The sequence below is a fragment of the Flagellimonas sp. genome (assembly GCF_965215805.1).
In the GTDB taxonomy this organism is placed as follows: Bacteria; Bacteroidota; Bacteroidia; order Flavobacteriales; family Flavobacteriaceae; genus Flagellimonas.
On the sequence record NZ_OZ244124.1, the window covers coordinates 346319 to 372574 of the forward strand.

At 43.2% G+C, this 26256-nt stretch carries 20 protein-coding genes and 1 tRNA gene; 5 read left to right on the top strand and 16 right to left on the bottom strand.

All coding sequences use genetic code 11. The annotated features are described in order from the left end of the window. Positions 1-22: 22 nt before the first annotated feature. Together ACOOE0_RS01590 and ACOOE0_RS01595 are read left to right on the top strand one after the other, a co-directional pair. A complete protein-coding gene (locus tag ACOOE0_RS01590; RefSeq protein WP_420400732.1) occupies positions 23-760 on the top strand; it encodes an MlaE family ABC transporter permease in 738 nt (245 codons plus the stop codon). Next, the gene (locus tag ACOOE0_RS01595; RefSeq protein WP_420400733.1) at positions 760-1527 is read left to right on the top strand and encodes an ABC transporter ATP-binding protein; all 768 of its coding nucleotides are present in this window, start codon (positions 760-762) and stop codon (positions 1525-1527) included. Before ACOOE0_RS01590 ends, ACOOE0_RS01595 begins: the two co-directional genes overlap by 1 nt. Before the next feature lie 83 nt (positions 1528-1610). Here ACOOE0_RS01595 and ACOOE0_RS01600 read toward each other — a convergent pair whose 3' ends face one another. From ACOOE0_RS01600 to ACOOE0_RS01610, 3 genes are read right to left on the bottom strand one after another with little or no spacing between them, the layout of a single operon-like run. Next, positions 1611-3068, bottom strand: coding sequence for a DUF389 domain-containing protein (locus ACOOE0_RS01600; protein WP_420400734.1), 1458 nt, complete (start codon positions 3066-3068; stop codon positions 1611-1613). A 2-nt stretch (positions 3069-3070) separates the two neighbouring features. Further along, positions 3071-4150 carry a mannose-1-phosphate guanylyltransferase gene (locus ACOOE0_RS01605; RefSeq protein WP_420400735.1) on the bottom strand — a complete coding sequence of 360 codons (1080 nt, stop codon included), beginning with the start codon at positions 4148-4150 and terminating at the stop codon, positions 3071-3073. Positions 4151-4171: 21 nt separating this feature from the next. Then, entirely contained in the window at positions 4172-4798 is a 627-nt protein-coding gene (locus ACOOE0_RS01610) for a SprT-like domain-containing protein (RefSeq protein WP_420400736.1), read from the bottom strand. Positions 4799-4950: 152 nt separating this feature from the next. Here ACOOE0_RS01610 and ACOOE0_RS01615 point away from each other — a divergent pair, with 152 nt between their 5' ends. Continuing rightward, positions 4951-6501 (top strand): beta-N-acetylhexosaminidase, encoded by a 1551-nt coding sequence (locus ACOOE0_RS01615; protein ID WP_420400737.1) that lies wholly within the window; start codon positions 4951-4953, stop codon positions 6499-6501. 21 nt (positions 6502-6522) lie between these two features. Here the strand turns inward: ACOOE0_RS01615 and ACOOE0_RS01620 are convergent, their stop codons facing one another. The 7 genes from ACOOE0_RS01620 to porV form a co-directional block, all read right to left on the bottom strand. Further along, entirely contained in the window at positions 6523-8991 is a 2469-nt protein-coding gene (locus ACOOE0_RS01620; RefSeq protein WP_420400738.1) for a TonB-dependent receptor plug domain-containing protein, read from the bottom strand. A 75-nt stretch (positions 8992-9066) separates the two neighbouring features. After that, positions 9067-9744 carry an SDR family NAD(P)-dependent oxidoreductase gene (locus ACOOE0_RS01625; protein WP_420400739.1) on the bottom strand — a complete coding sequence of 226 codons (678 nt, stop codon included), beginning with the start codon at positions 9742-9744 and terminating at the stop codon, positions 9067-9069. 36 nt (positions 9745-9780) lie between these two features. Then, entirely contained in the window at positions 9781-10812 is a 1032-nt protein-coding gene (locus ACOOE0_RS01630) for a M28 family metallopeptidase (protein ID WP_420400740.1), read from the bottom strand. 118 nt (positions 10813-10930) lie between these two features. Beyond that, the gene (locus ACOOE0_RS01635) at positions 10931-12568 is read right to left on the bottom strand and encodes a 2-oxo acid dehydrogenase subunit E2 (RefSeq protein WP_420400741.1); all 1638 of its coding nucleotides are present in this window, start codon (positions 12566-12568) and stop codon (positions 10931-10933) included. A 4-nt stretch (positions 12569-12572) separates the two neighbouring features. Next, entirely contained in the window at positions 12573-13571 is a 999-nt protein-coding gene (gene pdhA / locus ACOOE0_RS01640) for a pyruvate dehydrogenase (acetyl-transferring) E1 component subunit alpha (RefSeq protein WP_420400742.1), read from the bottom strand. An 81-nt stretch (positions 13572-13652) separates the two neighbouring features. Further along, positions 13653-14144: a cytidine deaminase gene (gene cdd / locus ACOOE0_RS01645; RefSeq protein ID WP_420400743.1), complete on the bottom strand. Its 492-nt coding sequence runs from the start codon at positions 14142-14144 to the stop codon at positions 13653-13655. Between the two features lie 76 nt (positions 14145-14220). Next, complete coding sequence (gene porV, locus ACOOE0_RS01650; RefSeq protein WP_420400744.1) at positions 14221-15366, bottom strand: type IX secretion system outer membrane channel protein PorV; 1146 nt, start codon at positions 15364-15366, stop codon at positions 14221-14223. A 393-nt stretch (positions 15367-15759) separates the two neighbouring features. On the opposite strand from porV, the gene gldJ reads away from it, so the two are divergent. Together gldJ and ACOOE0_RS01660 are read left to right on the top strand one after the other, a co-directional pair. Next, complete coding sequence (gldJ, locus tag ACOOE0_RS01655; protein ID WP_420400745.1) at positions 15760-17421, top strand: gliding motility lipoprotein GldJ; 1662 nt, start codon at positions 15760-15762, stop codon at positions 17419-17421. A 61-nt stretch (positions 17422-17482) separates the two neighbouring features. Continuing rightward, positions 17483-18757, top strand: a complete 1275-nt coding sequence (locus ACOOE0_RS01660) for a UDP-N-acetylmuramoyl-tripeptide--D-alanyl-D-alanine ligase (protein ID WP_420400746.1) — start codon at positions 17483-17485, stop codon at positions 18755-18757. A 34-nt stretch (positions 18758-18791) separates the two neighbouring features. On the opposite strand, the gene ACOOE0_RS01665 is transcribed toward ACOOE0_RS01660, so the two are convergent. The 6 genes from ACOOE0_RS01665 to ACOOE0_RS01690 all read right to left on the bottom strand — a co-directional run bounded on the left by ACOOE0_RS01665 (position 18792) and on the right by ACOOE0_RS01690 (position 26171). Then, positions 18792-18869 (bottom strand) — tRNA-Val (locus ACOOE0_RS01665). A gap of 28 nt (positions 18870-18897) precedes the next feature. Next, complete coding sequence (locus ACOOE0_RS01670; protein ID WP_420400747.1) at positions 18898-19308, bottom strand: 6-carboxytetrahydropterin synthase; 411 nt, start codon at positions 19306-19308, stop codon at positions 18898-18900. 94 nt (positions 19309-19402) lie between these two features. Continuing rightward, a complete protein-coding gene (locus ACOOE0_RS01675; RefSeq protein ID WP_420400748.1) occupies positions 19403-20263 on the bottom strand; it encodes a hypothetical protein in 861 nt (286 codons plus the stop codon). A gap of 29 nt (positions 20264-20292) precedes the next feature. Then, positions 20293-22026 carry a SusD/RagB family nutrient-binding outer membrane lipoprotein gene (locus ACOOE0_RS01680; protein WP_420400749.1) on the bottom strand — a complete coding sequence of 578 codons (1734 nt, stop codon included), beginning with the start codon at positions 22024-22026 and terminating at the stop codon, positions 20293-20295. Positions 22027-22038: 12 nt separating this feature from the next. Beyond that, complete coding sequence (locus tag ACOOE0_RS01685) at positions 22039-25293, bottom strand: SusC/RagA family TonB-linked outer membrane protein (protein WP_420400750.1); 3255 nt, start codon at positions 25291-25293, stop codon at positions 22039-22041. A 425-nt stretch (positions 25294-25718) separates the two neighbouring features. Further along, entirely contained in the window at positions 25719-26171 is a 453-nt protein-coding gene (locus ACOOE0_RS01690) for a helix-turn-helix domain-containing protein (RefSeq protein WP_420400751.1), read from the bottom strand. Positions 26172-26256 lie beyond the last annotated feature (85 nt).

The window sequence follows — 26256 nt, forward strand, 5'->3', positions numbered from 1 at the left end:
CCTGCAAGTCAACTTTTGGTACATGAAATACCTTGAAGCGATTGGAAAGTACTTCATCATGATATATGAAGTATTTAAAAAACCAACCAAGTGGCCAATCATGAGATCCCTAATTTTGAAGGAAATCGATGAGCTGATTTTTGGGTCGTTGGGTATTATCATATTTATCTCCTTTTTTATAGGGGGTGTTGTCACCATCCAAACCGCACTGAACCTTAACAGTCCTTTAATCCCAAAAAGCTTGATTGGGTTTGCTACGCGACAGTCTGTAATCTTGGAATTTGCTCCAACTTTCACTTCTATTATTATGGCAGGAAAGGTAGGTTCCTATATCACCTCCAGTATCGGTACCATGAAGGTCACGGAACAAATTGATGCCTTGGAAGTCATGGGAATTAATTCCGTGAACTACCTGGTGTTCCCAAAGATCATTGCCATGTTGGCCTATCCCTTTGCGGTTGCCATTGCCATGTATGTGGGTATTTTGGGCGGATGGATTGCCGGTGCTTTTGGTGGATATGCACCTAGTGGTGAGTTTGTAAAGGGGCTTCAATTAGATTTTGATTCATTCCATGTAACCTATTCCTTTATCAAAACCATTGTGTTCGCCTTTATTATTGCAACCATTCCTTCGTTTCATGGACTTTACATGAAAGGTGGGGCCTTGGAAGTAGGAAAGGCAAGTACCACCTCCTTTGTTTGGACCAGTGTGGTAATCATTATCTTGAACTATATCCTAACCCAATTACTGCTCGGCTGATGATAGAAGTGGAAAACATACACAAATCGTTTGGAGACACCCACGTTCTTAAGGGTATAAGCACCGTTTTTGAGCAGGGAAAGACCAATTTGGTCATTGGGCAAAGTGGGTCGGGAAAAACAGTGTTTCTAAAATGCCTGCTGGGTCTTTTTGAGCCCGAACAAGGACAGATTTGCTACAACGGAAGCTATTATTCCGAGCTTTCCATGGATCAAAGACGGGATTTACGACAAGAAATGGGCATGGTATTTCAAGGAAGTGCTCTTTTTGATTCCATGACGGTGGAAGGCAATGTGATGTTCCCGCTGGATATGTTTACCAAGCAGTCCAAAGCAGAAATGCAAGACCGAGTGGATTTTGTGCTCGAGCGCGTTAACTTAATCGATGCCCACAAAAAATTTCCATCAGAAATCTCGGGTGGAATGCAGAAACGGGTGGCCATTGCACGTGCCATTGTGATGAACCCGAAATATCTGTTCTGCGACGAACCCAATTCCGGATTGGATCCCAAAACGGCTATCCTTATAGATAACCTCATCCAGGAGATTACCCGTGAGTACCAAATCACTACCGTCATCAATACCCACGACATGAACTCCGTGATGGAAATTGGGGAAAAAATCATCTTTCTAAAAAATGGCTATAAGGAATGGGAGGGCACCAACAAGGAAATCTTCAAAACAGATAATGAGGCCGTAACAAACTTTGTGTACTCTTCCGAATTATTCAAAAAAGTTCGGCAGATGTATATCGAAGAACGGAATTAACCTGGACTTATAGATTGTTGGATTGTGGGAACTGATTTCTGAAATCTGATTTCTCAAATCTAAAGTCTGATGTCTGAAAAAAACTAATCCACCTCCTTGACCACCAAGGTAGAATCCTGAATGCGAAGTTTTAGCCAGTCCGCCAATTTTTTGGAATCCGCTTCTTTTTGATTGATTCGGGTTCCTTCTTTCCATTTCACTTCAAAAACAGGGACGGTATCCAATTTTTTAAAATCGGTTTGGAGTTGGTACGAAAATCCAAGCCCTTCAATATTTGCATAGTTGGCCTTAGCCTCAGCGCTGATCCCAGCAAATGGAATTTGCTTCCCGGCATTCTTGGTCAAAGTGGCCAATTCCTCTTCCAACAATCGAATCTGTTCGTCTTTGTTTAACAGTTCGGCCTTATTTTTTTCGTAGAGTTCGCTTACGTAGTTGAATTTTTCCTCGGAATCGTCCTTCCCTCCTTGCAAAATCCGAAATTCTGCATCCTTAAGTCTGGAATATTCATTCTTTTGGACCCGCCAAGTGTTGATTACATTTTCAGGAATCAATTCATCCCCCATACAGACCAATTCAATTAAAGATGGGTTCTCTCCTTCCTTGTACTCCAACTTGGTCAGGTTATCTACATATCTACCCGCAGAATTAAACTGATATACCTCTATGGTCTCCTTTAAAAACTCTTGTGCTTGTTTTTTAAACAGTGATGCCTGAAACACCTGATAAAAAGTAAATCCAGCAGGAATCATTACTGCAATCCCGGTCAACGAAGCTGCCCTGGCAATCAACCTTCTTCGTTGCGAATTGGCGTACCGCACCATAGGAAACCGCAGAAACTTAATGACCAAAAAAGTAGCCAACCCTATGAATATGGTGTTGATAATAAACAAATACATGGCTCCAGCTGCATACCATGGTTTACCAATGGCCAAACCAAAACCAACCGTACAGAGCGGTGGCATAAGTGCCGTGGCAATGGCCACACCAAAAATCACACTGGCAATGGTACCTTTCTTTGCCCTTGCAATGACCAAGGCTAAACCTCCAAAAAAGGCAATCAGCACATCCCGAATATCCGGTTTGGTTCGTGCCAAAAGTTCCGAAGATTCATCGCGAAGCGGGAACAAATAGAAGAACAAAAAAGCAGTGACCACACTCAACACTACCATTACGGTAAAGTTCTTAAGTGATCTTCGTAAGGTATCAATATCATTGATGGCCAGTGAAAGGCCCATCCCTAAAATAGGACCCATTAGCGGCGATATTAACATCGCTCCAATTACAACTGCGGTAGAGTTGGCGTTAAGACCCACCGAGGCGATAAAAATGGAACAAATCAGAATCCACGACGTATGTCCCTTAAAGGGAATATCTGCGATAATGGACTCTTTGGTAGCAACGGCATCCGTGTTGGTTCGTATCTCCAAAAGTTCCGAGAGGAACTTGCCAACACTTCCCAACAAGCCTTTAAAATCCCTCTTGACGTTGTCCCCACTATCTGGGTTTGGGGAATCACCGTTTGCAAATAAATGTTCACTCATTCTTACGCGTACTCGTCTCCGAATTTATCTTTAACCTTGTTCAAGACCATCTTAATGTCTTGCTGCTTGGATTTGGGGAAAATCAGTAAAACCTCTTCCTTGTCCACAATAATATAGTCTTCCAATCCGTCCACAACAACAATTTTGCCTTTTGGGGACCTTATCATATTACCTTTGGCATCTTGCAAAAGCGTTTTACTGTTGACCACGGCATTTTTGGCTTCGTCCTTGTCCAACTTATCATATAGAGCGCCCCAGGTTCCTAGGTCGTTCCAATCAAAGGTAGCAGGCAGGGTAAAAATAGCTTGGGAATTCTCCAAGATAGCATAATCTATGGATATGTCTTTGGCCTTGGGATAGTTTTCCGCAATAAACCCAGCCTCTTCCGAGGTGTTATAACAAGAAATACCCCTTTGGAAAAGCTCGTACTGTTCCGGCTGATATGCCTTAAACGCGTTGACAATTGTCTTTACACTCCACATAAAAATACCTGCGTTCCACAGGAAGTTGCCCTGGGCCAAAAATTCCTTTGCCGTTTCATAATCCGGCTTCTCCCTAAATTGGGACACTTTTTTTAGGTTAGCGTCACTTCCTTTTTCAAATTCAATATAACCAAACCCAGTGTTGGGAAAACTTGGCTGAATACCCAAAGTGCAAAGCACCTCCTCCTTTTCGCATTTGTCAAAGCAGGCCTTTACATTATCTTCAAAAGCCTGTTCATCCTCAATCCAGTGGTCACTGGGAGCCACGATCATCACTGCATTGGGGTTCATTTTTTGGATTTTGAGAGCCGCGTACAAAATACAGGGTGCTGTATTTCGCATGGCCGGTTCCAAAACGACCTGCTCTTGGGTTACCTGAGGTAATTGCTCCAAAACCAAATCGTTATAGCGCTCATTGGTCAAAATGAGGATGTTCTCTGTTGGAATGAATCGATTGAGTCGGTCAAAAGTTTTTTGAATAAGGGTTTTCCCCGCCCCGAGCATATCATGGAATTGTTTAGGGTTTTCCGATGTACTCACCGGCCAAAAGCGGGAACCTACTCCCCCAGCCATTAAAACCGCGTAATAGTTGTTGTTCATTCTAGGTTGAAATTTGTCTTTTTAAAACGGTGGCTCCGCATCCGATGTTATATGCACCGGTTCTACCTCCGCATTTGGTTGAAACAAATATAACCTTCCTGTAGCCAATTCCGTACACTCATAGCGCTTTACCCTTTTGTTACCTTTTTTATAGACTCTGCCATTGTGCAGTCTAAAAGTGCTCCCTTTGGGAAGTTCGAACACATAACTTTGACTCCGTTCTTCGGGATCAAAGGCCTTCAGCGCAATGGATAAACGCGCATCTGAGCTACTACTGGCTTTAGGGTTTTTAAAGTGGTTGGCTATTATGGGCAGCAATTGTGATGGAAATATCTCTGGCCTGATAAACGGAACCATTAAATGTTGAAAAGTCCTTTTCCACTCCTGTCCATGTGGTTTTATTCGTCGTCCAAATTTTTCAATCGCTACCAAATGGGCAATCTCGTGGATCAAGGTGATCAGAAAGCGGTATTTGTTCAAGGAGGCATTGACCGTTATCTTGTGGGTGCCATCAGGCATTCTTCTATAATCCCCATGGCGGGTATTTCTGTGTCCCACAATCTTTAAATGGACTTCATTTTGGCGAATCAAATCAAGACAAGGGCCTACCGCCCCTTCCGGAAGGTATTTTTGCAAAGTGGTATTCACGGAAGCAAAATTAGAGGTTTTATCAATTGAAACAGGGTGTTGGTCAATTTTGGTTCAAAAAGTGAGTCCTAAATAAGTATCTTGTTCATATAAACCATTTCCCTTTTTGGGATGCAACCTTTGAATTGCCAACAAATCAAACCCAACCAAGCATGAAACATTTTCTCCCAATTCTACTGCTAATCGTCTTTTGCAATTATCAACCTGAGGAAACCCAAACATGGATCGTCACTCCCTACCCAAATACCGTTGCCGTTGAACCTGGTGGTTTCGATTTTGATCAAGGAATCAATTTTGAAACATCGGAGCCAACCCTGGAAGGAGTTGTTTCTTTTATTCAGAAAAAAATGGAAGAAGTTGGGGTAAGCATAGATGCTGATTCTCGAAATAAAATCTATCTGGAACTGGTCAAGGGAGCTGAAAAAAGCCCCGAGGCCTATACGTTGCATATCAACAAAAGCGACATCAAACTTACCGCTTCGCATCCCAAAGGTATTTTTTACGGGATGATGACCCTTTGGCAACAATTGAAACTCTCTGGAAATATGTCTGTGCCCTGCGGGATTTTGGAGGATGCGCCCAGATATGCCCACCGAGGGTTTATGTTGGACGAATCCAGGCATTTCTTTGGGAAGGAAAAGGTAAAACAGCTTATAGACCTCATGGCCGTACTCAAGCTGAACACTTTTCACTGGCACCTCACCGATTCCCCAGGATGGCGTATCGAGATCAAGGCGTATCCCAAACTCACCACCATAGGAGGAATTGGCAACCACACCAATCCTGATGCGCTGGCCCGTTTTTATACCCAAGAAGACATTAAGGAAATTGTTGCCTTTGCTGCCGAAAGACAGGTGGAGATCATCCCCGAAATTGACATGCCTGGACATGCCACCGCGGCCAACAGGGCCTATCCAGAATTCTCGGGAGGAGGTAGCGAAAAGCATCCCGAGTTCACCTTTGATCCCGGAAAGGAAGCTACGTACCACTATTTGACCACCATTCTTGAAGAAGTAGCTGGTCTGTTCCCGTCCCCATACATTCATTTGGGAGGGGACGAAGTCCATTTTGGAAATGAGAAATGGAAAACCAATGACTCCATTCAGGCATTGATGCACCAGGAAAGCTTATCCAGCTTGGTGGATGTGGAGCACTATTTTATCCAAAGAATGGCAAACCAACTGACCCAAATGGATAAAAAATTGGCAGGATGGGACGAAATTGTCGAATCCGATGTCTCCAACCAAAGCTCCGTGGTGTATTGGTGGCGGCACGATAAGGAGGATCAATTGCAAAAATCCTTGGATAAGGGTTACCCAACAGTACTCTGCCCAAGAATCCCATTGTATTTTGATTTTGTACAGCACGATTCCCATGAAAATGGCAGACGTTGGGATGGGTTTGGTACGCTGGAAGATGTTTATGCGTATCCAGAGAGCACCCATGATTTTTCGGAAACAGAAGCCAATCTTATCAAGGGAATCCAAGGAAATCTCTGGACAGAAAAATTTGATTCAGGAATCTGGGTGGACTTTATGACCTTTCCCAGAATGGTGGCTTTGGCGGAATCGGCTTGGACAATGGAAAACAACAAAAACCTAGTACGGTTCAACCAAAACTTATTGCCGTTCTATGAATTCTTGGATTCTCAGGATATTGGGTATTTTAATAGTTTACAGCCAGAACTTACGCCAGAACCTTAAACTTTGTTGTTTATTACTCCCTCAATCACTTTCAAACATCACTTTGGAATGAATTGGTGTTCCTTCATCAGTAATTCCTTGCAAAGTGGCTTGATAGGTAGCGGGAAGGTCTGAGGTATAGAACGAGACTTTAACCTTTCCGTCCGGAGACAGTTCAACATTCGGTTCCCAATGCAAGGTTCTTCTAAAATCTGCCTTCCGTCTTTTTGAATCTATTTTATTATAGACTGGTTCATAAAATTTCTTGGATTTTACAAAACCGGGATGTACATAAGTAAGGGTACCCACACCATTTTCTGTTGGGGTTTGCTTTTTATAAAAGCGTTCCCTACCATCCAAAGTATACACTGCTATGATACCGTTTCCGCCATTCATACCATACATTGCGGTAGCTCCTGGCCTGATGTAATCCACAAAATCTATATCGGTAACAGGAATATCAAAAATGGTCTGTTCTGCAACGGGAAAGCCATCCAGCAAGAAAAAAGGCGGACTATCATATCGATTTCTAATGGACACTTGCTCCCCAATAACAGTTACTCCAGGAATTCTGCCTTGCAATGCAGTAAGTGCATTTCCAATGGGGTTATTTCTAAACTGTTCATAATCCAGCGAGTATGACGGCCTGATATATAGTGCAGATTTCCGTTTCCGCTTCATGTTGGCCTCCTTGTCCAATTTATTCTCAGTCACAACGGCCTCTTTAAGTCGTATCAAATCTGCTCCATCCACTTTAAAAGGTTTGTTTTCAGGTAACACCACGGGATAAGCACTAACATAGTCAACTTCCTTGGCTAAAGGCAGGGACTCCATTACCTTGACCTCCGGCGTGGTAAAGGAATCCAGCTCTATAAAAAAACTGGGGTCGGAACCTTTATTCTTTTTATTCTTTTTGTTCTTTTTGGACAGGGCATTGGCATATACAAAAATGGATGTGCTATCCTTAAAGTGTAAGTCTGAGAACTCAAATTCCCCATTTTCATTGGTTTCAACAACATCATAGCCCGCTTCCATTCGGTTTTTGAACGCTAATGAAATCTGTGCAGGAACAGCTTTATCGCGTGAATTGGACTGAACCACTCTTCCCTTCAAGGTAATTCCCGTTTCACGGGGAAAACGCAATTCCTCCACCTCTTGGTCAATAAAGCTTCTCCAACCTTGGGTCATCATCAAAAAATCCAAGTTTTTTCTTCGAGCAGGATCGTTGGAATTAAAATAATAGGCGGGATTTTCGATTTCTCCCTTAAGTTCTGAAGTCAATAGGAGGTATGTTTTTATATCGATATTGCCCATTCTGGGTGCTGATAAAGCAGTCTCTGAAACCGAAAGGGACATATTCGCCGCAAAATCCGCAGCATCCTCATCCACCTTTATTTCCAAATCCACAAGTTCCCTTTTCCCGTATTGCTTTTTGGAGGTTTCCATTGCGACCTGTCCGCTATCTGAATGGTGGAAAAACAGTCGTTCACAAATGGGCTGACCCGCATTATCAAAAAGGGTAAACTGAACAATTCCATCCTTGACCAGTTCTTTGGGCAAGGTAACCACTGCATATTGATCCTTGCCTTCTATTTTGGATTTGGAAACTTCTTCCCCTCCTTGAAAAGTCGTCAATTGAAGTCCGTTAACACCATTATATCTGGAAGATTTAATCTCCACATTATAGTGGGTACCACGGTCAAATACATGCATCATCGTTCCTGATACCATGGCATTGGGCAAGGGGTAGGTGAAAGTGTTGCCGTTGAATTGGATCTCTGCCAAATACTTTTCGCCATTTTGGGGTATGAAAGATAACATTCCCATACCCAAATGGGAACTGGTAAACTCTGTGATCAATTTACCGGAACCGTCTACGACTCTTCCATTAACATCAGTCCCCATTCCATCTGGAGCAACCAATTTGAAACCCATTCGATTGATAAAACCATTGACTAGGTTCCCGCCTTCAGGAAAAAACTGAAGATCTGGTTTCTCCAAGTGCAAAACAGCATCCTTTAGGTCTGTTATGGGTTTCTCCCCCGTAAAGACCTTTTCGGCGGCAAGCTTTGCCCCTCCTCCTATTCGTATGTTTTTTCTGAAAAAAGTGGAGTTCCCATGGTTCCGCATAAAGTTGGTATAGGCTCTGACGGTATACAATCCATTTGTTGTTTCCAAGGGAATCCGGATTTCCCCAGATGCACTTCCCTGCTCGGTTTGGAGCATTTTAGTGATCATGACTTCGTTTTTGGAGTTGATAAGGTCAACATAGACAATTTCATTGGTCACAACGGGTTTATTGGTTCCTGCCTGAACCACATAAGCTTTAAACCACATACGTTCCCCAGCATAGTAATCCGATCTGTCCATGTGGAGATAAACCTTTTCTCGGTCAATATTTTGACCCCAGACTTCTGAATTGTGGACATTGCTATTGAAAGAACTGTAACCTAGATGGGAAAAACAGACCATTCCCAATGCAAGAAGGAGAAATCGAATTGGCGTTACCATATTTTTGCGTTTTTAGATGTTAGTGGGAACCTTCAAAAATGCCACAATTTTCGTACCAAATCTTTCACAGTTGTACTACGGAGTACTGTTGCTCACTTGCAACAGTTTTCCATTGTATAATTGGTGTCCCTTTAGGGCAAAACCCTTGATATATTCAGCCATTTCCAAGGCTGTGACGGGAGCCTCATAACCAGGGAAAGCTTCGGCCAACATTTCTGTTTGAACAGCTCCCAGGGCCAAAACATTAAAACTGGGGCCCGTTTCCTTAAATTCTTCGGCCCAAAGCTCTGTCAAGGTAATTACCGCACCCTTACTTGAGCTATAGGCAGATAAGCCCGGAAACTTCATACTCCCTTGCACCCCACCCATAGAGCTTATGGTGACCACGTGTCCATTTTTTCCCATTTTGGGCACTACCAAGCGGGTCATTTCGGCAACGCCGAACACATTTACTTTGTAAACCCCTTCAAATTCTTCTGATGTAATTTCCAAAAAAGGTTTGTTCAATAAGCTTCCCGCATTATTGATCAGTACATCCACAGCATCCCATTTTTCAACATATTGGCTCACTTTTTTATAATCCTCAGCTTGGGAAAGGTCACAGGACAAACTGTGTACATTTGGCAATTTTAGATCCGAACATGGCCCTGCATTACGTGATAACGCGAGTACTTGATGTCCTTCTTGCCCTAAAAGCTTCACCAGTTCGTATCCAATACCACGGCTGGTTCCTGTAATGATAATGTTTGCCATATTTTACCTCTTGATTGCTCTCTAGGAAGTATTTTATTAGTTTATCTTGATTTCTTGTGCAGGTGCATTCGCAATGCCTTCAACTACCGGTAACATTTGGTTCACCAAAGCGGTCATATGGTCAAAATCCATTAGCTCCACTTCATCACCTACTTTGTGATATTGATCAAAATTGGTGAAATCAAAGGTGCAAAAAGTATGGGAAGGGACTCCGAACTCTTTGTGGAAGGGATAATTGTCTGAACGTTGGAACAGACCATATTTTTTGGCCGTAGGAAGGTAGCCTACCAACTTTTTCTTTGCATATGCATTGCACACCTCAGCCAGGTTCGACATATCGTAACCCGTAATGTACACATCATAACTGGTTCCGTTCAGGGGAACCCCTGTCATTTCAAAATTAAGCATGGTGTACAAATTTAAATCCTGTGCTTTCATTTTTTTGGCCAAATGCTCAGAACCCAACAGACCTTTTTCCTCTGCACTAAAAAGCGCAAAAATCAAGCTTCTTTTGTTTGTTTTATTACTGCCAAAATACCTGGCCAATTCCATAACTGTAGATGTTCCAGAGGCATTGTCATTGGCTCCGTTGGCAATATAATCTCCATTTTCAGGAGCAATAGTGCCTATATGATCATAGTGCGCTCCAACCAAAATATACTCGTTCTTTAGCTCAGGATCGTTTCCTTCCACTATACCCACCACATTATAAGATGTCTTTTTAAAATTGGACAAGGTATCCCGATAGGATTCGAAATAAGGCTTGACCTGATAGGATTTAAAGTAGTTTTCGATATAGGTGGCGGCCATGGCAATCCCCTCACTTCCGGAATCACGGCCCTTTAAATCATCCGAAGCCAAATAGTTCATAAGATCTCCAATGCGTTCAGAACTGGAAAATTCGGCGGCTGATTTTGTTTTGGTCTTGGTTTCTTCCACCACAGAACCTTTAAGCGCATCCGGCCCATCGGGTTTTTCCAGATCTGTAGATGAATAGGTCGGGATTTTTTTGGTGGAACTACAACCCATGACCAAAGCCATCAGCAAATATATAATTGCGTTTTTCATATTGATGAATTTATCTTAAAGATAAAAAAAGCATCCCAAAGGGATGCTCTTACATATGTTTATGAAAAACAGTTCTAGGCTGCCTACCTGCTTGCAGACATGGTGCTCGAACTGACAACTATGCCAGCATGGTCACTGGGTTTTCCAAGTACGAACGAAGGGTCTGTAGGAATTGCGCACCCGTTGCACCATCCACAGTCCTGTGGTCACAGGCCAAAGTTACTTTCATGGTGCTACCGGGAACAACCTCGCCATTTTTCACGACAGGTTTGTCCACTATTGCACCAACGGAAAGAATTGCCGAATTGGGCTGATTGATAATGGAGGTGAACTCCAAAATTCCAAACATCCCCAAATTGGAAACGGTGAACGTACTCCCTTCCATTTCGTCAGGTTTGATCTTTTTATTTCTAGCCCGGCCGGCCAAATCTTTAACAGAAGCACCCAACTGCGTAAGGCTCAATTGGTCTGCAAACTTAATAACCGGTACTACAAGCCCTTCATCCACCGCCACCGCGACACCCATGTGCACATGGTGTTTATAAATGGTGGAATCACCATTCCAAGTGGTATTCACCTGTGGATGCTTTTTTAATGCCATGGCACATGCTTTAAGCACCATATCATTGAAGGACACTTTGGTATCAGGTAAATTATTGATTTGTACTCGAGAAGCTTTGGCATTGTCCATATCCACCTCAATGGTAAGGTAGTAATGTGGTGCTGAAAATTTGGATTCGCCCAAACGCTTGGCAATTACTTTGCGCATGGTAGAATTTTTCACTTCTTCCTGACTTTCTTCGCCCACTGCTACCGGGATAGGCACAATAGGAGCAGTAGCCTCAGCTACTTCCACTTTTTCCGCAGCTGGAGCAGGTTTTGCGGAAGGTTGATAATTCTCTACGTCCCTTTTGATGATTCTTCCATGATCACCGGAACCAGCCACATCAGCCAAATTGATTCCTTTGTCGCTAGCAATTTTCTTAGCCAATGGAGAAGCCAAAATGCGTCCATTTTGTGATGGCGCAGCTTGTATAGTTGCTTCTTGGGCCGCTGGAGCAGCAGCAGGAGCTTTTTCAGCCACGGGAGCGCTTTCAGCAGCGGGAGCACCAGAGGGGGCACTCAAAACAGCATTTACATCTGTACCTTCAGGACCAATAACCGCCAACACCTCATCTACAGGTGCCGACTCACCTTCTTGGATTCCAATATGCAATAAGGTCCCTGAATAAAAGGATTCGAATTCCATGGTGGCCTTATCCGTCTCAATCTCAGCTAAAATATCTCCTTCTTCTACCGTATCCCCCACCTTTTTTAACCAAGATGCCACGGTTCCTTCTTCCATGGTATCACTCAAACGGGGCATTTTTACAATTTCCACGCCTTCAGGAATTGCCGCAGGTGCAGCAGCTGGAGGAGTGGCTTTAGGAGCACTTTCAGCAACGGCCTCGACGGCAGGAGCTTCCTCGGTGGCGGCAGGAGCAGTTCCTCCAGCCAACAATGAGGATATATCCTCTCCATCTTCACCAATTATGGCAAGAAGCGAATCCACAGGAGCACCGTCTCCTTCAGCAATACCGATATGTAGTAGCGTTCCTTCATGAAAGGATTCAAACTCCATAGTGGCCTTGTCCGTTTCGATCTCGGCCAAAATATCTCCTTCCTCTATCTTGTCCCCTACTTTTTTGAGCCATTTTGCCACGGTACCTTCCTCCATGGTATCGCTCAAACGGGGCATGTTGATCACTTCTGCCATTTACCTAAAGTTTATGTTGTAAAAATGGATAATCTTCTTGTTCGTATACGGTATCGTAAAGTTGTTGGATTGGAGGAAAATCAGATTCCTCAGCAAACTTCTCACATTCAGATACCAAATCCTTCACCCTTTTGTCCATCTCCTTGATTTCATCCTCTGAGGCGTAGCCTTTTTCCAAGATGATATCCTTTACTTGGGTAATGGGATCAATTTTTTTGTATTCCTCTACTTCTTCCTTGGTTCTGTAGTGCTGTGCATCAGACATGGAATGTCCTCGATAACGGTAGGTCTTCATCTCCAAGAAAGTTGGGCCTCCACCCGTTCTGGCACGCTCAATAGCTTTGTCCACTTCTTTTGCCACAATCGCTGGATCCATTCCATCAACAGGGCCACATGGCATCTCATAACCAAGACCCAATTTCCAAATATCCGTAGTATGCGCGGTACGGGCTACGGAAGTTCCCATAGCATAACCGTTGTTTTCACAGATGAACACCACAGGAAGTTGCCACAACATGGCCAAATTGAACGCTTCGTGCAAGGAACCTTGTCTAACAGCTCCATCACCCATATAACATAGCGTAACGGAATCCCTTTTGAAATATTTGTCTGCAAAGGCCAGTCCAGCACCTAATGGAATTTGTCCACCAACAATACCATGACCCCCATAAAAACGATGCTCTTTGGAAAAGATGTGCATGGATCCACCCATACCTTTGGAAGTACCTGTTACCTTACCATAGAGTTCGGCCATTACCTTTCTTGGATCAACACCCATTCCTATAGGCTGCACGTGATTACGGTAGGCTGTTATCATGCGGTCTTTGGTAAGATCCATTGCATGCAATGATCCCGCCAAAACAGCTTCTTGACCATTATATAAGTGTAGAAAACCTCTAACTTTTTGTTGAATATATACAGCGGCGAGTTTGTCCTCAAACTTCCTCCAGAACAACATGTCCTCGTACCACTTTAAATAGACTTCTTTGGTAATTTTTTTCATCAACGGTTGTATTAAACGAAATTCCCCTTTTTGGGAGAACAGCAAAAATACATATATATCTGTTTTGTAAAAAGAATTGGATTAAGAATCACTCAAAAATGAACTGCTGAAAGCCAGGGGTAAAATATCGGCCATGGAAGCACATTTATAAATGGGTCCTTTTTCTCCGCGAAGCATAATGGAAATAGGTGTTTTTTGTCGCTGCTCATATTCAATAATGGACTGTCTGCAATTACCACATGGAGCAGCGGGAGAATCCACCACATAATCTTTGGAGGTAGCACTTATGGCGATAGCCGTAATGGCTATTCCAGGATATTTGGCTCCAGCCTGAAAGACAGCTACACGTTCCGCACAAAGTCCAGATGGATAAGAGGCATTTTCCTGGTTGTTGCCTATGACAACTTCGCCATTTTCCAGAAGTACGGCAGCACCTACCTTAAAATTGGAATAAGGGGCGTACGCATTTTCTCGAGCTTCTTCAGCTGCGGTTAACAAATTTTGCTCGATTTGTGACAGTTCCTCCGGCTTTTCAAAAATGGAGAGTTCGAAACTTATTTGTTGCTTCTTCATAAGCTGATGTGGGTATATCCCAAAAATAAGAAAACCTGTCCAAGGACAGGCTTTCCCAATTTTTTCATGAGCAATTTTAATCGTTCAAGAACTCTTCGCCAAAATTAAAGGTAAGCGAGAAGCGCAATGTATTTTCCAAGGGATTCCTCACTTGTGCAGTGGAGAAGAGATACGAAAGGTCTATTTGTGCGGATTTGAACTTGAATCCAGCACCCAAGGTAAAGAACTGTCTAGCTCCCTTGACCTCACTCTCGTTAAAATACCCTGCGCGAAGCATAAAGGCTTCCATGTATTTATACTCGGCCCCTAAAGCCCAAGTAACTTCTTTTAGTTCTTCACTGAACCCGTCAGGTGCATCACCCAGGGATTCAAAAACTCCACTGAAGAAACCAATTTGTTGATACTCATCGTTATCCTCAGCTGTGATCAGTCCATCTCCGGTAAAATCACGAGGGGTGGGAACCAACAGTTTATTGAATTCGGTATGAAGTCCCAAGACATTGTCCTGGTCAAAAATGAAATCAAATCCAGCACCAAACTTCAAATTGGTAGGTAAGAAATTCTCTTGCCCACCTTCATCGTATTGGATTTTTCCACCCAAGTTGGAAATATTGAAACCAGCTCTCCAACGACCATCAAAATTTTCATAGGCAATTTCACGGGAACGGAAAAAACCGGCAATATCCACGGCAAAGGAATTGGCTGCCTGGGAATCCTGCGCTCCATCCTGAAATCTGAGGTTGGAACTGATAAACCGTCCAGCCACTGCCATGGAAAAAGTCTGGCTTAACTTTAAGGAATAAGAACCATCTACTGCAAATTCGTTGGGTTTAACCAAAGTGGGATCCTCATCAATGGTCTGTCTCAATTCAATTTCTCCCAAACCAAAATACCGTATGCTGAAAGCAAAGGCACTTCGATCATTGACTTTGTTATAAACACTTGCATTTAATAGGGAAACATCGTTGACGATACTTTCCAAGTAAGGGGTATAACTTAGCCCCACTCCTGTTTTTTGGGTAGCGAAAGCAAATTTTGCGGGGTTCCATTGTTGGGAGAATGCATCAAAAGATGTTGCCACCCCCATATCCCCCATACCGGAAGACCGGGCATCCGAGGCTATGGTCAAGAATGGAACTGCGGTTGTAATTACTCTTTCTTGCTGCGCGTTCATCCTAGGGGCAAGGGTAAGAAGCACCACCAATATTAGTAACTTTTTCATTTTTTGTTTTTAGCGTTTAGTTAACTATGAGGTCCGTGATATGCCATACTATATCATTGGACGTATTACATGTAAACGGGCATTTCCGGAAATTCTTATGCGAACGCCCCGTTTTTTTAACGATTTTTTGGCCTTCATACAAGGAGGGTAAGCTACGCTTGACATTTTAAATGAACAAAACCGTTAAAACCAAAAGAATCCATACTAATTTTGGCCCTTTGGCGTTTAATCAATAGCGAATGCCCGTAGGATGGTTGCAACAATTATTTTGCGAGCACAAAATATTATGGTGAAAACATCGTTTTAAAGCCATTGAAAGGATTTAATATCAAAATCAAATTAAAGTAGCTAGGGGATAAAAGCCCTTATTTTTAAAGTACTCAAGCCCAAATTATGAAAAAACATCTTATCAAAGTTGTACTTTCTAGCGCTGTCATAGTAGGAAGTTTTACCAGTTGTAAAAATTCCTCATCCTCTTCTTCTTCCAAAAACATCTCAAGAGCCACGGGATGGAAGATCAATGCCAAAGAGGGTGGGTTTCAATACAAAACGGACTTCAAGGAACAAGAAACTCCTCCAGGAACTGTATTTATTGAAGGTGGAACATTTACCAAGGGTAAGGTTCAGGATGATATTATGCACGACTGGAACAATACCCCTACCCAACAGCACGTACAGTCCTTTTATATGGACGAAACAGAGGTTACCAATGTAATGTACCTTGAATATTTGGACTATTTGAAGGCAGTATATCCTCCTGATAATCCTAACTACAGGAACATTTACAACGGTGCTTTGCCAGATACCTTGGTTTGGAGAAACCGATTGGGCTTCAATGAGACCATGACAAATAACTACCTAAGACACCCTGCCTATGCGGAATATCCTGTGGTTGGTGTGAATTGGGTACAGGCGTCACAGTATGCAGAATGGAGAACTGACAGGGTTAATGAGCATATGCTGGAGCGGGAAGGCTACTTGGCCCAGGATGCCAAATACCAGGTTTTGAGTGGTGACATAGGTGGTACATTTAGTACAGAAGCCTATTTGAACAATCCAGAATCTGTATACGGCGGACAGATTGATTCCCTTCAAGGAAAGCAAAAAAGAGATTCTATCAGTGTATTTGCCAAAAGAAGCAGTGGTGTTATTATGCCAGAATATCGTCTTCCTACAGAAACAGAGTGGGAATACGCTGCACAGGCACTTATTGGTTCAAGGGAATACAACAACTATAGAGGTAGAAAGAAATATCCATGGGAAGGTGATTACACCAGAAATGGACAACGTGTGGGCCGAGGAGATCAGTTGGCCAACTTTAAACAAGCCAAAGGTGATTACGGTGGTATTGCCGGATGGTCTGATGATGGTGCTGATATCACAGCCGAGGTGAAGTCCTATAAACCCAACGATTTTGGTTTGTACGATATGGCCGGAAACGTATCCGAATGGGTAGCTGACGTATACCGTCCTATTGTAGATGATGAAATTAGCGATTTCAACTATTACCGTGGAAATATTTTCCTTAAAAAGGCCATTGGTGAAGACGGGAAGGTTAAGGTTTTGAGGGATGAAATCAAATATGACACCCTGCCTAATGGTAAAATTGTAGCCATCAATTTGCCAGGTGAGATTGAAATGGTTCCCGTGACCGAAGAAGAAACCTATTTGAGAACCAATTTTGATTCCAGTGATAACAGAGGTTACCGCGATGGCGATCCAGGTTCTTCCAGATTCTTCCAAAGATTTAGTGATGAATCTGACAACAGAAAGATGTACGATTCTCCCAAGCACAGAGTAGAGCGTGATTCCACTGGTAAGTTGATTCGCCAGTATGACACTTCCAACTATAGAACTTCCTTGATCAATGATGAAGTTAGAGTGTACAAGGGTGGGTCTTGGAGAGATCGCGCATTCTGGTTAGATCCTGCGCAGCGTAGATATCTGCCACAATACATGGCTACGGACGATATCGGATTCAGATGTGCAATGTCCAGAGTGGGATCCAAATCCAAATCAAAAAACAAAACGGTACGACACAAGAAAGTCAAGTAATAGCTGTTTATAATATGTAAAAGCCCCGATTAAAATCGGGGCTTTTTTTTATCTTCGATTTATGACTTTGGAACAACTTCATCTCCTTTTTTTGGAGCACCCCGTTATCTGCACAGATACCAGAAAAATCACAAAAAATTGTCTGTTCTTTGCATTAAAAGGCCCCAATTTCAATGGAAACGCCTTTGCAAGTGAAGCTCTGGACAAAGGGGCTTCCTATGTCATTGTTGATGAAAAGGAACACCATACTTCAGATAAAAGCATTTTAGTTGCGGATGTATTGACCACCTTGCAAAATCTGGCCACACTGCACCGCCAATCTCGTCAGGCCAAGGTAATCGCCCTGACTGGAAGCAATGGAAAAACCACCACCAAAGAGCTGATAAACGCGGTGCTTTCCAAGCAATACCAAACCATTGCCACCAAGGGCAACCTAAACAATCATATTGGAGTTCCCTTGACATTGTTTTCCATTAAAAAGGATACCGAAATAGCGGTTGTGGAAATGGGAGCCAATCATAAAAAGGAAATAGCCCAACTCTGCGAGATTGCCCAACCTGACTTTGGATACATTACCAACTTTGGAAAAGCCCATTTGGAAGGGTTTGGGGGTGTGGAAGGAGTCATTCAGGGTAAAAGTGAGCTCTACGACCACTTAATGGCTCAGAACAAGTACATTTTTTTGAATGCGGATGATCCCATCCAATTGGAGAAATTGGGCAGCTATATCAAAAAGTTTGGTTTTAGTGGGGATAATCCCCAATTTTTCAACATTCAATTCAAAAGTGCCAACCCATTTGTGGCATTGGAGTTTGAGGGCGTGAAGGTAGACACCCAATTGGTGGGAAAATACAATTTCCCAAATGCGTGTGCCGCCATAACCATGGGCAAATACTTTAACGTTCCCTCCACAGACATCAAGGAAGCATTGGAAGCGTATCAACCCAAGAACAACAGATCTCAGGTGCTTGAACAGAACGGATACCAGATTATCCTGGATGCCTACAACGCCAATCCCACAAGCATGAAGGCTGCCCTTGAAAATTTCAGGAATATGGATGCAGAGACCAAAACCTTGGTGCTTGGAGACATGTTTGAGCTGGGTCAGGATGCCGAAAAGGAACACCAGGCAATAGCTGATTTAGCCAAGGAGATGGAATTTGAACATGTTTTTCTGGTTGGGGAAAATTTTTGGAAAGTGCAATCCACTTTTCAAAAATTCAAAAGTTTTGACGATCTCAAAAGTTTTGTTGAAAACAATCCCCCAAAAAAAGGGAGTATGCTCATCAAGGGATCAAGGGGAATGGCTTTGGAAAGGGTATTGGACTACTTGTAAGCCAATTTTCTGGCTTCAGAACTTTCCAAAACTTTGGTGGGATATACTGGATTCGAACCAGTGACCTCTGCCCTGTCAAGGCAGCGCTCTAAACCAACTGAGCTAATATCCCAAAAAAGCGCTGCAATATCGGAAAATTGTTACCAATCTCCATATTCTGCAGAATTCTTTTGTGTTTCGTGCAAGGTAATATGCAACAATTGACCGTTTTCCAGCTTGGGCTTTAGGATATCGTAGATTACTTTGACAAAATACTCCGTTGTTGGAAGCCCATGGCTAAACTCGGGGCAATCCTCATTTAAGTTCTTATGGTCAAAACGTTCTTCTATTTCATCCCGTATCAAAGTGCCGAGCACGGCCAAATCCATTACAAAACCCGTATCTGGGTCCACTTCTCCACGGACACGCACCTCTAAATCAAAATTATGACCATGATAGGTTGGACTGTTACATTTTCCAAAAACGGCAACATTCTTCTCATCACTCCAGTTGGGATTATGCAACCTATGGGCCGCATTAAAATGAGCTTTTCTGCAAATTGTGGCAATCATAGTGCAAAGCAACTAAAAAGATGGGATAAGACCCAGTTTTAAGCATAAAAAAAGAGCTGCCAAAAGCAGCTCCTTTTCATTGTTAACTTAATTGTTATGAACAAATATTCAAAACTATCTCGCCTGGCGTAGGGCCAGGTCCGCCAGTCGCGGCGGTTTCCCCTGACGGGGCCAAAAGTTCAAAAACATGCTCTTCTTCAAAAGCTCCAGGTGTATAGGTGAATACCAGCTCGGTAGTCCCATCCGGAACCGAAATGGTAAACGAGGCTGCGCTACCCGAAGCTATGGTATATTGGGTGTCAGTCCCATCAATGGTCACGGTGATAAAGGCACCATCCCATCCATCACCAAACAAATCCGTAAGGTGTAACTCGTAATCTCCAGTTACCGGAGTTACGGGGATACAGTTGATCCCAGCGGAATAAGCAAATGGAGAGGAGAAAAACGACCCGTTGGCCACTGTTCCCGCTGCTCTATTGGTAAAAACCCTTCCATCAGTTAGTTGGGCCTCCAATCTAAAGCTGATGGCATCACCTCCATCCACAATCCCAGAATCTGTTCCTGTCCCTGTCAATGCTTCATTCAGGGTTACTACTAAATCTGCCCTAGGGAATCCGAAAGGTCCTTCGGCAAAGGCTGATGCTGGAATGGTTGCTACTTGGGCTTCACTGGACGAAAGATCATTGTCATCCACTACGGTATTGTCCACAAATTGGGCAAATACCCTAACTTCTGATAGTAGTTGACCCCCTTCTGCATCCTGGGCCTCCAGAGTCACTCCAAAGGTCGACTGCGGATCCAATAGATTATAGGTAGTACTCAGGTTGGCAACAGTTCTGAGAACAAGGCCACGCTCTACAGTTTGAAGGACTTCATCCACTATTTTTTCTTCGGAACAGGACATTGCGGTGACCAATCCCATAGCGAGCAATATATATATTTTTAGTTTTCTCATGATTCTTGTTTTATAAGACATTGCTGTTATTAATTTGATCTTGGGAATGCTGGTCCCGCTGGATTATTATCCCAAAATACCTGAACCGAAAGGTTGGTTTTCTGGGTAATATTGGAGTTCGATGTCACCGCCTGATTAGGATAGAACATAGATCTGGGGAAACTTCCCGGATCAGGTTCCCTATTGGGTTGCAGTGTGCTTGGAAAACCGGTTCTCCTATAAAAATTATAGGTCTCTATCCCGTTTCCATAATGGGCCACAAAGTGGTTTTCCGCCAGAATATCCCATTGATCATCTCCCGAAGCCGCACCAAAATCAGATACAACGGTGTTGATAAAGTCGGTTACATCTGTTGCAGAAGGCTCAAAAGAGAGATCGGCATTGGGATCCACGGAAACTGCAGCCCTTACCTTGGCAATCTGCTTGGTCATTCCCGCCTCCAAGAAAGTTTGGGCCGTAGCTGCATCTCCTTGGGCCAAGGCTACCTCAGCTCGCCAGAAATCAACCATAAAAGCATTCAATATGAGTGTTGCCCCTAGACCATTACCCCCATTGGATAACGGATCTGTAGGTTGGGCCACTGGACTAAAACTGTCATCATCAAATCGTCCCCCCGCTGGGTAAACACCCCATGTGGTACGTACCGGTCCATCTGGAGGAGTTCCTTCATCATCACCGTGATCTCTTCCCCAATACCCATTGGGAAGGTTACAGAACGTAAATCCGCCATTGGAATAATGTAATGGTGGGGTCTGCAAGGAACATCTTAAGGTTTGCTCATCCGGATCGGCCTCTTGCCCAGGAACCTCATTGGTTTGCCTGTAGAAATAATACCGCATCCTTGGATCATTGTTCACCATCATCTGGTTCATCAACCAATTGCCTTGATAATCTCCGGGGCCATTGGACACGTAGTTCAACCCATATCTTGGATGTCTGTTATCTGGATTGGAAGCGCTTGTTCCAGCCCAAATAAATTCCAAGTCGTCTGCAGTATCTGTAATATAATCTCCAGAGGCCACAATGGCATTAAAAGCTGCAATAGCACCTGGATCTACCAAACGGGTCTGAAGATATAACTTCATCTTCAAGGTATTGGCCGCTTTTACCCATTTTGTATAGTCGTTATTGTAAAACAACTCCACCGCTGGGTTGGCCGATGCCGTATTGGTAAAATTGACGATAGCCTGATCCAACAATGCCTGTGCCGCTTCATAAACCGATTGGCCACTGTCCAATTTGGCATTTACAATGGCGGGAGCCTGAACGGCTTCGGTATACGGAATATCTCCGAAGAAATCCACCAAGGAAGAGATAATGTAAGCTTCAATAAATTGGGCAATTCCCAGGTGGCGGGTCTGTCCGGCCTCCTCTGCCAATGGGGTCATCAACCGAATATCGAAAAGAATTCCACGATAGGCATTGTCCCATTCATCATCCACATCACTATCTTGATAGGTACTTTCATAATCCCTACTTTGCATGGCTACCAAACGGGTAAGTTCCATTCCAAGCGGTGACAATCCATCACCAAATTGGAAACCACCTGTCACCCAATTATCATTGGGGTCACCAGCAACATCCCCATCCAAATGTCTTGCAAAATCTTCTTGAATGGATGTGATGAAGAAATCAGGTGCCGCTTCACTTGGTGTTAAAAAGTTAGGGTCATTGGTGCCTTCCAACTCAGTGACCTCACATGAAGTCAAAGCCAGAACTCCAACAAAGAGACCCAATATGCTATGTTTACTTCTTATTTTCATCTTTAATTTTTTTTAGAAAGTTGCTTTTACACTGAATCCATATCTTCTGGAACTTGGTCCGTTCAGGAATTCGAAACCAAATCCATTACCTACACCTGTACCGGATGTATTGGGGTCAAAATTGGCCCCATCCGGAGTATTGATTGCATCGTACCAAAGATTGAATCCGGATACCGTAAAGGACAATGATCCAAAAGGAGTGTCTTCCAGGAATTTTTTTGGAAGGGCATAACCCAATGTAACTTCTTGCAAACGCAGTACCGTGGCATCAAACACCTGCAGTTCTGAAATATTTCCTAGAATATTGTTGAAATAATAATCGGAGTTGTTGATCTGTACATCATTTACCCTACCATCGCTCTGCTGAACACCAGGAAGCACAAAGGTGTTTTCACGATCTAAGGTTTCTACAATAAGCCCTCTTCCCAACAAGGTTGAAATGGTACTGGACCAGATATCCCCTCCTTGTGTCCAATTGAACTGGAACCCAAGACTGAAGTTCTTGTAGGAGAAGGTATTGTTGATGTTGGCCACAAAATCCGGGTTGGGATCTCCAATGACCCCATCCTGTGAATCCTGCACATAATCCCCAATGGCATTCACCACAAAGTTTCCGGCATCGTCCCTTAGAATACGGGTACCGTAGATAACCCCTAAGGGTTGTCCTTCAATGGCTGCATTTCCAAGGTTTCCAAATCCAGAATATACGATCAAGTCTGTTTCCTGACCCAAATCTGTAACCTCAGTTTCATTGGCCGTGAAGTTGATATTGGTATTCCAATTGAACCCACCTTCTTCTTGACTTCTAAAGAAATTAAGACCTAAATCCAATTCCACACCTTGACCTTTGATTTCACCCACATTGGTATTGGTTCTAAAATAACCCGATGAAGGATCCAAAGGTTGCTGTACTATTAAATCCGTTGTGGTTCTTTCATAAATGGAGGCATCCAAGGTAATTCTACCGTCCCACCATCTCGATTCAACACCCAACTCAATTTCATCCACACGTTCCGGTTTCAAATCTGGGTTACCCAAGGTAAGTGGACTTGTATTGGACACGATTGTGTTGCCCTGTGGATCTAGATGATCTTGGGTATCCAAAATCAACCTGTTGGCCACTGGGAAATTGTCTGAGTTCGCATCAGGGAATCCTGCCGAGGTTCCGTATCCTGCCCTAATCTTCAAATAGTTCAGTACATTCTCGCTCTTAAGCCCGTCTATAGCCGTGGTAGGTACAAACGAGAGACTTGCACTAGGATAGAATAAGGCCCTATTGTCTGTAGAAAGGTTGGAAACCCAGTCATTTCTACCAGCAACTGTCAAGTATAAGAAACTATCGTAATCAACTTCAACCTGTCCATAAAAACCAACAAGATTTCTATCGGAGGTTAACTGAATCTCATTTTGGTTCAGGAAGTTGAAATGCCTTAGCACTCCAAAAACCTGTTGTGCATCACTGGCAATACCATTTTGGTTAAACAATTCCCTTCTTCCGTTTACACCAATATTAAAGGTAGTGCCTATTTTATCGGTGATATCATAATCCCCGTTCAATGCCAAGTTATGATCCCAAATGGTGTTGGTGTTGTTCCAGGTTTCATAGATACCGCTGGCCAACCTAGGCTGGGGAACGTTACCGTTGATACCTCCTTTATTTTGATAATTGAGGTTGTTCTCACTATAAACATCCAAACCAACCCTATAGATCAGGTTTAGGTTATCATTGAACTGGAATTGGGCCGCCATATTACCAAAAACCCTGTTGGTCTCTTGTTCGGTACCTGCATTGTTTACGGTCCACAAGGGATGCTGGATGTCATTTCCGTTCCTATAGTAAATACTTCTACCGTCTATTGGACTCTGGAATGGCAGTCCTACAACATCTATACTTCTTGGAGTAAAGAACAAATCCCCAAAAACGGAAGACCCGGAACCGGTAGCTCCGTTACCCTGACTTAGGGCAATTGGTGGAGAAATAAATTTGGTTCGGGAATAGTTCATAGTTCCGGAAATGGTGAACTTGTTGCTCAAAACAGCTCTTCCCCCAACACCAAAATTATTTCTGTTGAGACTATTTCCTGGCGTAAAGCCTACATCTTTTAAATGTCCGTAGTTTGCGTTATAGGATATCTTACCATCTTCTGATGCGCCACTGGCATTGATAGATAAGTTGGTAACTGTACCTGTTTTAAAGAAATCCCCAAAACTATCGTAGGGTCTCCATTCATATCTGGCATTCGCAAATTCAGGGAAGGCCTGTTGACCTGCCGCCGAGATGGAATAAGGATGTGGTAAAGTCCCTTGGTCATCAAATGCCGAACTGTTGCCCCAGCCCGAGATACCATCACGGTCAAAGCTTGGCCCCCAGTTGCTAAAGAACCATCCGAAGGATTGGTCAAAACCATTTCCATACTGGTTCTGGTATTCAGGGGTTGACGCTATCTCGTTAAAGAATATGGAGGAATTCACGGTGATTTCGGTCTTCTTGGCCCCTACACCTGCAGATCCGGCTTTGGTGGTAATCAAGATTACTCCATTCCTACCCAAGGACCCATAAAGCGTTGAGGCCGCAAGTCCTTTAAGTACGTTTACACTTTCTATACTGTTGGGATCCAAATCCAAAAACCTACTGGATCCATTGTTACCATTAATAAAATCCTGTCGGTCTCCTTGTCTACCGGATGCATTGGTATCACCATTAAAGGGAACCCCATCCACAATAAACAAGGGCTGGTTGCTCTGGCTAAAAGAGTTATAACCTCGGATAATGATATTGGTACCAGAACCTGAGAGTCCACTTTGCTGGGTAATGTTTACCCCGGAAGCTTTCCCGATAAGTACCCTACCCAAATCACCTTCGGCCTTTTCCTCTAGCTGTTCAGAACTTACCTCTGCTACGGCGTAACCCAGGGCTTGCTTTTCCCTTTTGATACCCAAAGCCGTAACAACGACTTCTTCAAGTGCCTGGGCATCTTCCTCCATTTGAAGGTTGATTACATCTTGGGCACCCACGGTGCGTCTTGCTGTTCTTTGGCCCAAATAGGTGTAGACCAGAATTTGGCCCACGCTGGCCTCAATGGAGTAGTTACCATCAAAATCTGATTGAGTCCCCGTTGTGGTACCCTCTACAACAATGTTGACGCCAGGCAGCGGAATTCCGGTCTGATCAATGATCGTACCTGTAATTGTCTTTTCTTGGGACTGGACCGAGGTAATGCACAAAAGCACGAACACAAGTGTCCCAAATAGCTGTTTTACTTTCATAGAGTTAGCAGTTTTGTTAGAAAATTATGAGTCAGTGCAACTGAGAAAGGCAGGCGGGAGTAGGTGATATTGATAGCTAATTCAAATAATACTCCCTAACACGAAAACAAAACTTAATGGAAAGTTTTTATTAGAAGGTAGTAAGGCCTCTCACCGCCTTACCTTTACAATTGCAATGACAAAACAATTGTATGGGAGATTATTAGGAGTACTTCTAAAACGGGACGTACAACAAAACCATCGCAGCCCAACCAGACGAACCTTTTTTAACAAACTCTTGTGAATAAGGAAGTCTTTAAAAGGTTTCTTAAAATTTAACATCTCCCCGAAACCAAGGCTAGTTTGATCATACCAATGCCCATCAAACTGGTGTTATATCCCAGAGGAAGAATGTCGAAAAAAAATTGCTACAGCAAGGGAGGTAATCAGGATGCAAAACTGCCAGTCAAAGACCTAAAATCATTAGGGCTTACTCCCGTTTCCTTTTTAAAGGCCGAGTAAAAACTGGTTTTGCTGTTAAAACCAACCTCATACATCACTGCCTTTACGCTAAGAAAGGGGTGATTGAGTAAAAGATCTTTGGCTTCCGCTATTCGATACTGATTGATCAAGGAATAAAAATTCTTGGACAGATACTCATTTAATACTTGGGATACCTTGTATCTATCCTTATTTATATAAGCCGAAAGATCATTAAGGCAAAGGGTATTGCTTTTATAAATTTTATCGTACTCAAAGGCATACCGTATTTTTTCCCTGATATCTATAGCCTCTGGTAAGGTCAACCCGGATTTCACATACTTGGATGCCATGGCAGTTCCAATATGCTTGGATTGTGCACGTCTTAGTGAAAATATGTCCAAAATCAAATTTCTCATTTAGACCGAATTGAGGTTTTCCTTTACTTCAAGTTCCCTCAAAATCGCGTTTTGGAAGTTTTTTCCGATAAGGTTTTACGTAAAT

Excerpts from the sequence above, each read along its gene's own strand:
- ACOOE0_RS01660 (WP_420400746.1), top strand. The coding sequence starts at position 17,483 with ATGACTTTGGAACAACTTCATCTCCTTTTTTTGGAGCACCCCGTTATC.
- ACOOE0_RS01625 (WP_420400739.1), bottom strand. The coding sequence starts at position 9,744 with ATGGCAAACATTATCATTACAGGAACCAGCCGTGGTATTGGATACGAA.
- ACOOE0_RS01630 (WP_420400740.1), bottom strand. The coding sequence starts at position 10,812 with ATGAAAAACGCAATTATATATTTGCTGATGGCTTTGGTCATGGGTTGT.
- porV (WP_420400744.1), bottom strand. The coding sequence starts at position 15,366 with ATGAAAAAGTTACTAATATTGGTGGTGCTTCTTACCCTTGCCCCTAGG.
- ACOOE0_RS01675 (WP_420400748.1), bottom strand. The coding sequence starts at position 20,263 with ATGAGAAAACTAAAAATATATATATTGCTCGCTATGGGATTGGTCACC.
- ACOOE0_RS01600 (WP_420400734.1), bottom strand. The coding sequence starts at position 3,068 with ATGAGTGAACATTTATTTGCAAACGGTGATTCCCCAAACCCAGATAGT.
- ACOOE0_RS01620 (WP_420400738.1), bottom strand. The coding sequence starts at position 8,991 with ATGGTAACGCCAATTCGATTTCTCCTTCTTGCATTGGGAATGGTCTGT.
- gldJ (WP_420400745.1), top strand. The coding sequence starts at position 15,760 with ATGAAAAAACATCTTATCAAAGTTGTACTTTCTAGCGCTGTCATAGTA.
- pdhA (WP_420400742.1), bottom strand. The coding sequence starts at position 13,571 with ATGAAAAAAATTACCAAAGAAGTCTATTTAAAGTGGTACGAGGACATG.
- ACOOE0_RS01615 (WP_420400737.1), top strand. The coding sequence starts at position 4,951 with ATGAAACATTTTCTCCCAATTCTACTGCTAATCGTCTTTTGCAATTAT.
- ACOOE0_RS01635 (WP_420400741.1), bottom strand. The coding sequence starts at position 12,568 with ATGGCAGAAGTGATCAACATGCCCCGTTTGAGCGATACCATGGAGGAA.
- ACOOE0_RS01680 (WP_420400749.1), bottom strand. The coding sequence starts at position 22,026 with ATGAAAATAAGAAGTAAACATAGCATATTGGGTCTCTTTGTTGGAGTT.
- ACOOE0_RS01690 (WP_420400751.1), bottom strand. The coding sequence starts at position 26,171 with ATGAGAAATTTGATTTTGGACATATTTTCACTAAGACGTGCACAATCC.
- ACOOE0_RS01595 (WP_420400733.1), top strand. The coding sequence starts at position 760 with ATGATAGAAGTGGAAAACATACACAAATCGTTTGGAGACACCCACGTT.
- ACOOE0_RS01590 (WP_420400732.1), top strand. The coding sequence starts at position 23 with ATGAAATACCTTGAAGCGATTGGAAAGTACTTCATCATGATATATGAA.
- cdd (WP_420400743.1), bottom strand. The coding sequence starts at position 14,144 with ATGAAGAAGCAACAAATAAGTTTCGAACTCTCCATTTTTGAAAAGCCG.
- ACOOE0_RS01685 (WP_420400750.1), bottom strand. The coding sequence starts at position 25,293 with ATGAAAGTAAAACAGCTATTTGGGACACTTGTGTTCGTGCTTTTGTGC.
- ACOOE0_RS01670 (WP_420400747.1), bottom strand. The coding sequence starts at position 19,308 with ATGATTGCCACAATTTGCAGAAAAGCTCATTTTAATGCGGCCCATAGG.
- ACOOE0_RS01605 (WP_420400735.1), bottom strand. The coding sequence starts at position 4,150 with ATGAACAACAACTATTACGCGGTTTTAATGGCTGGGGGAGTAGGTTCC.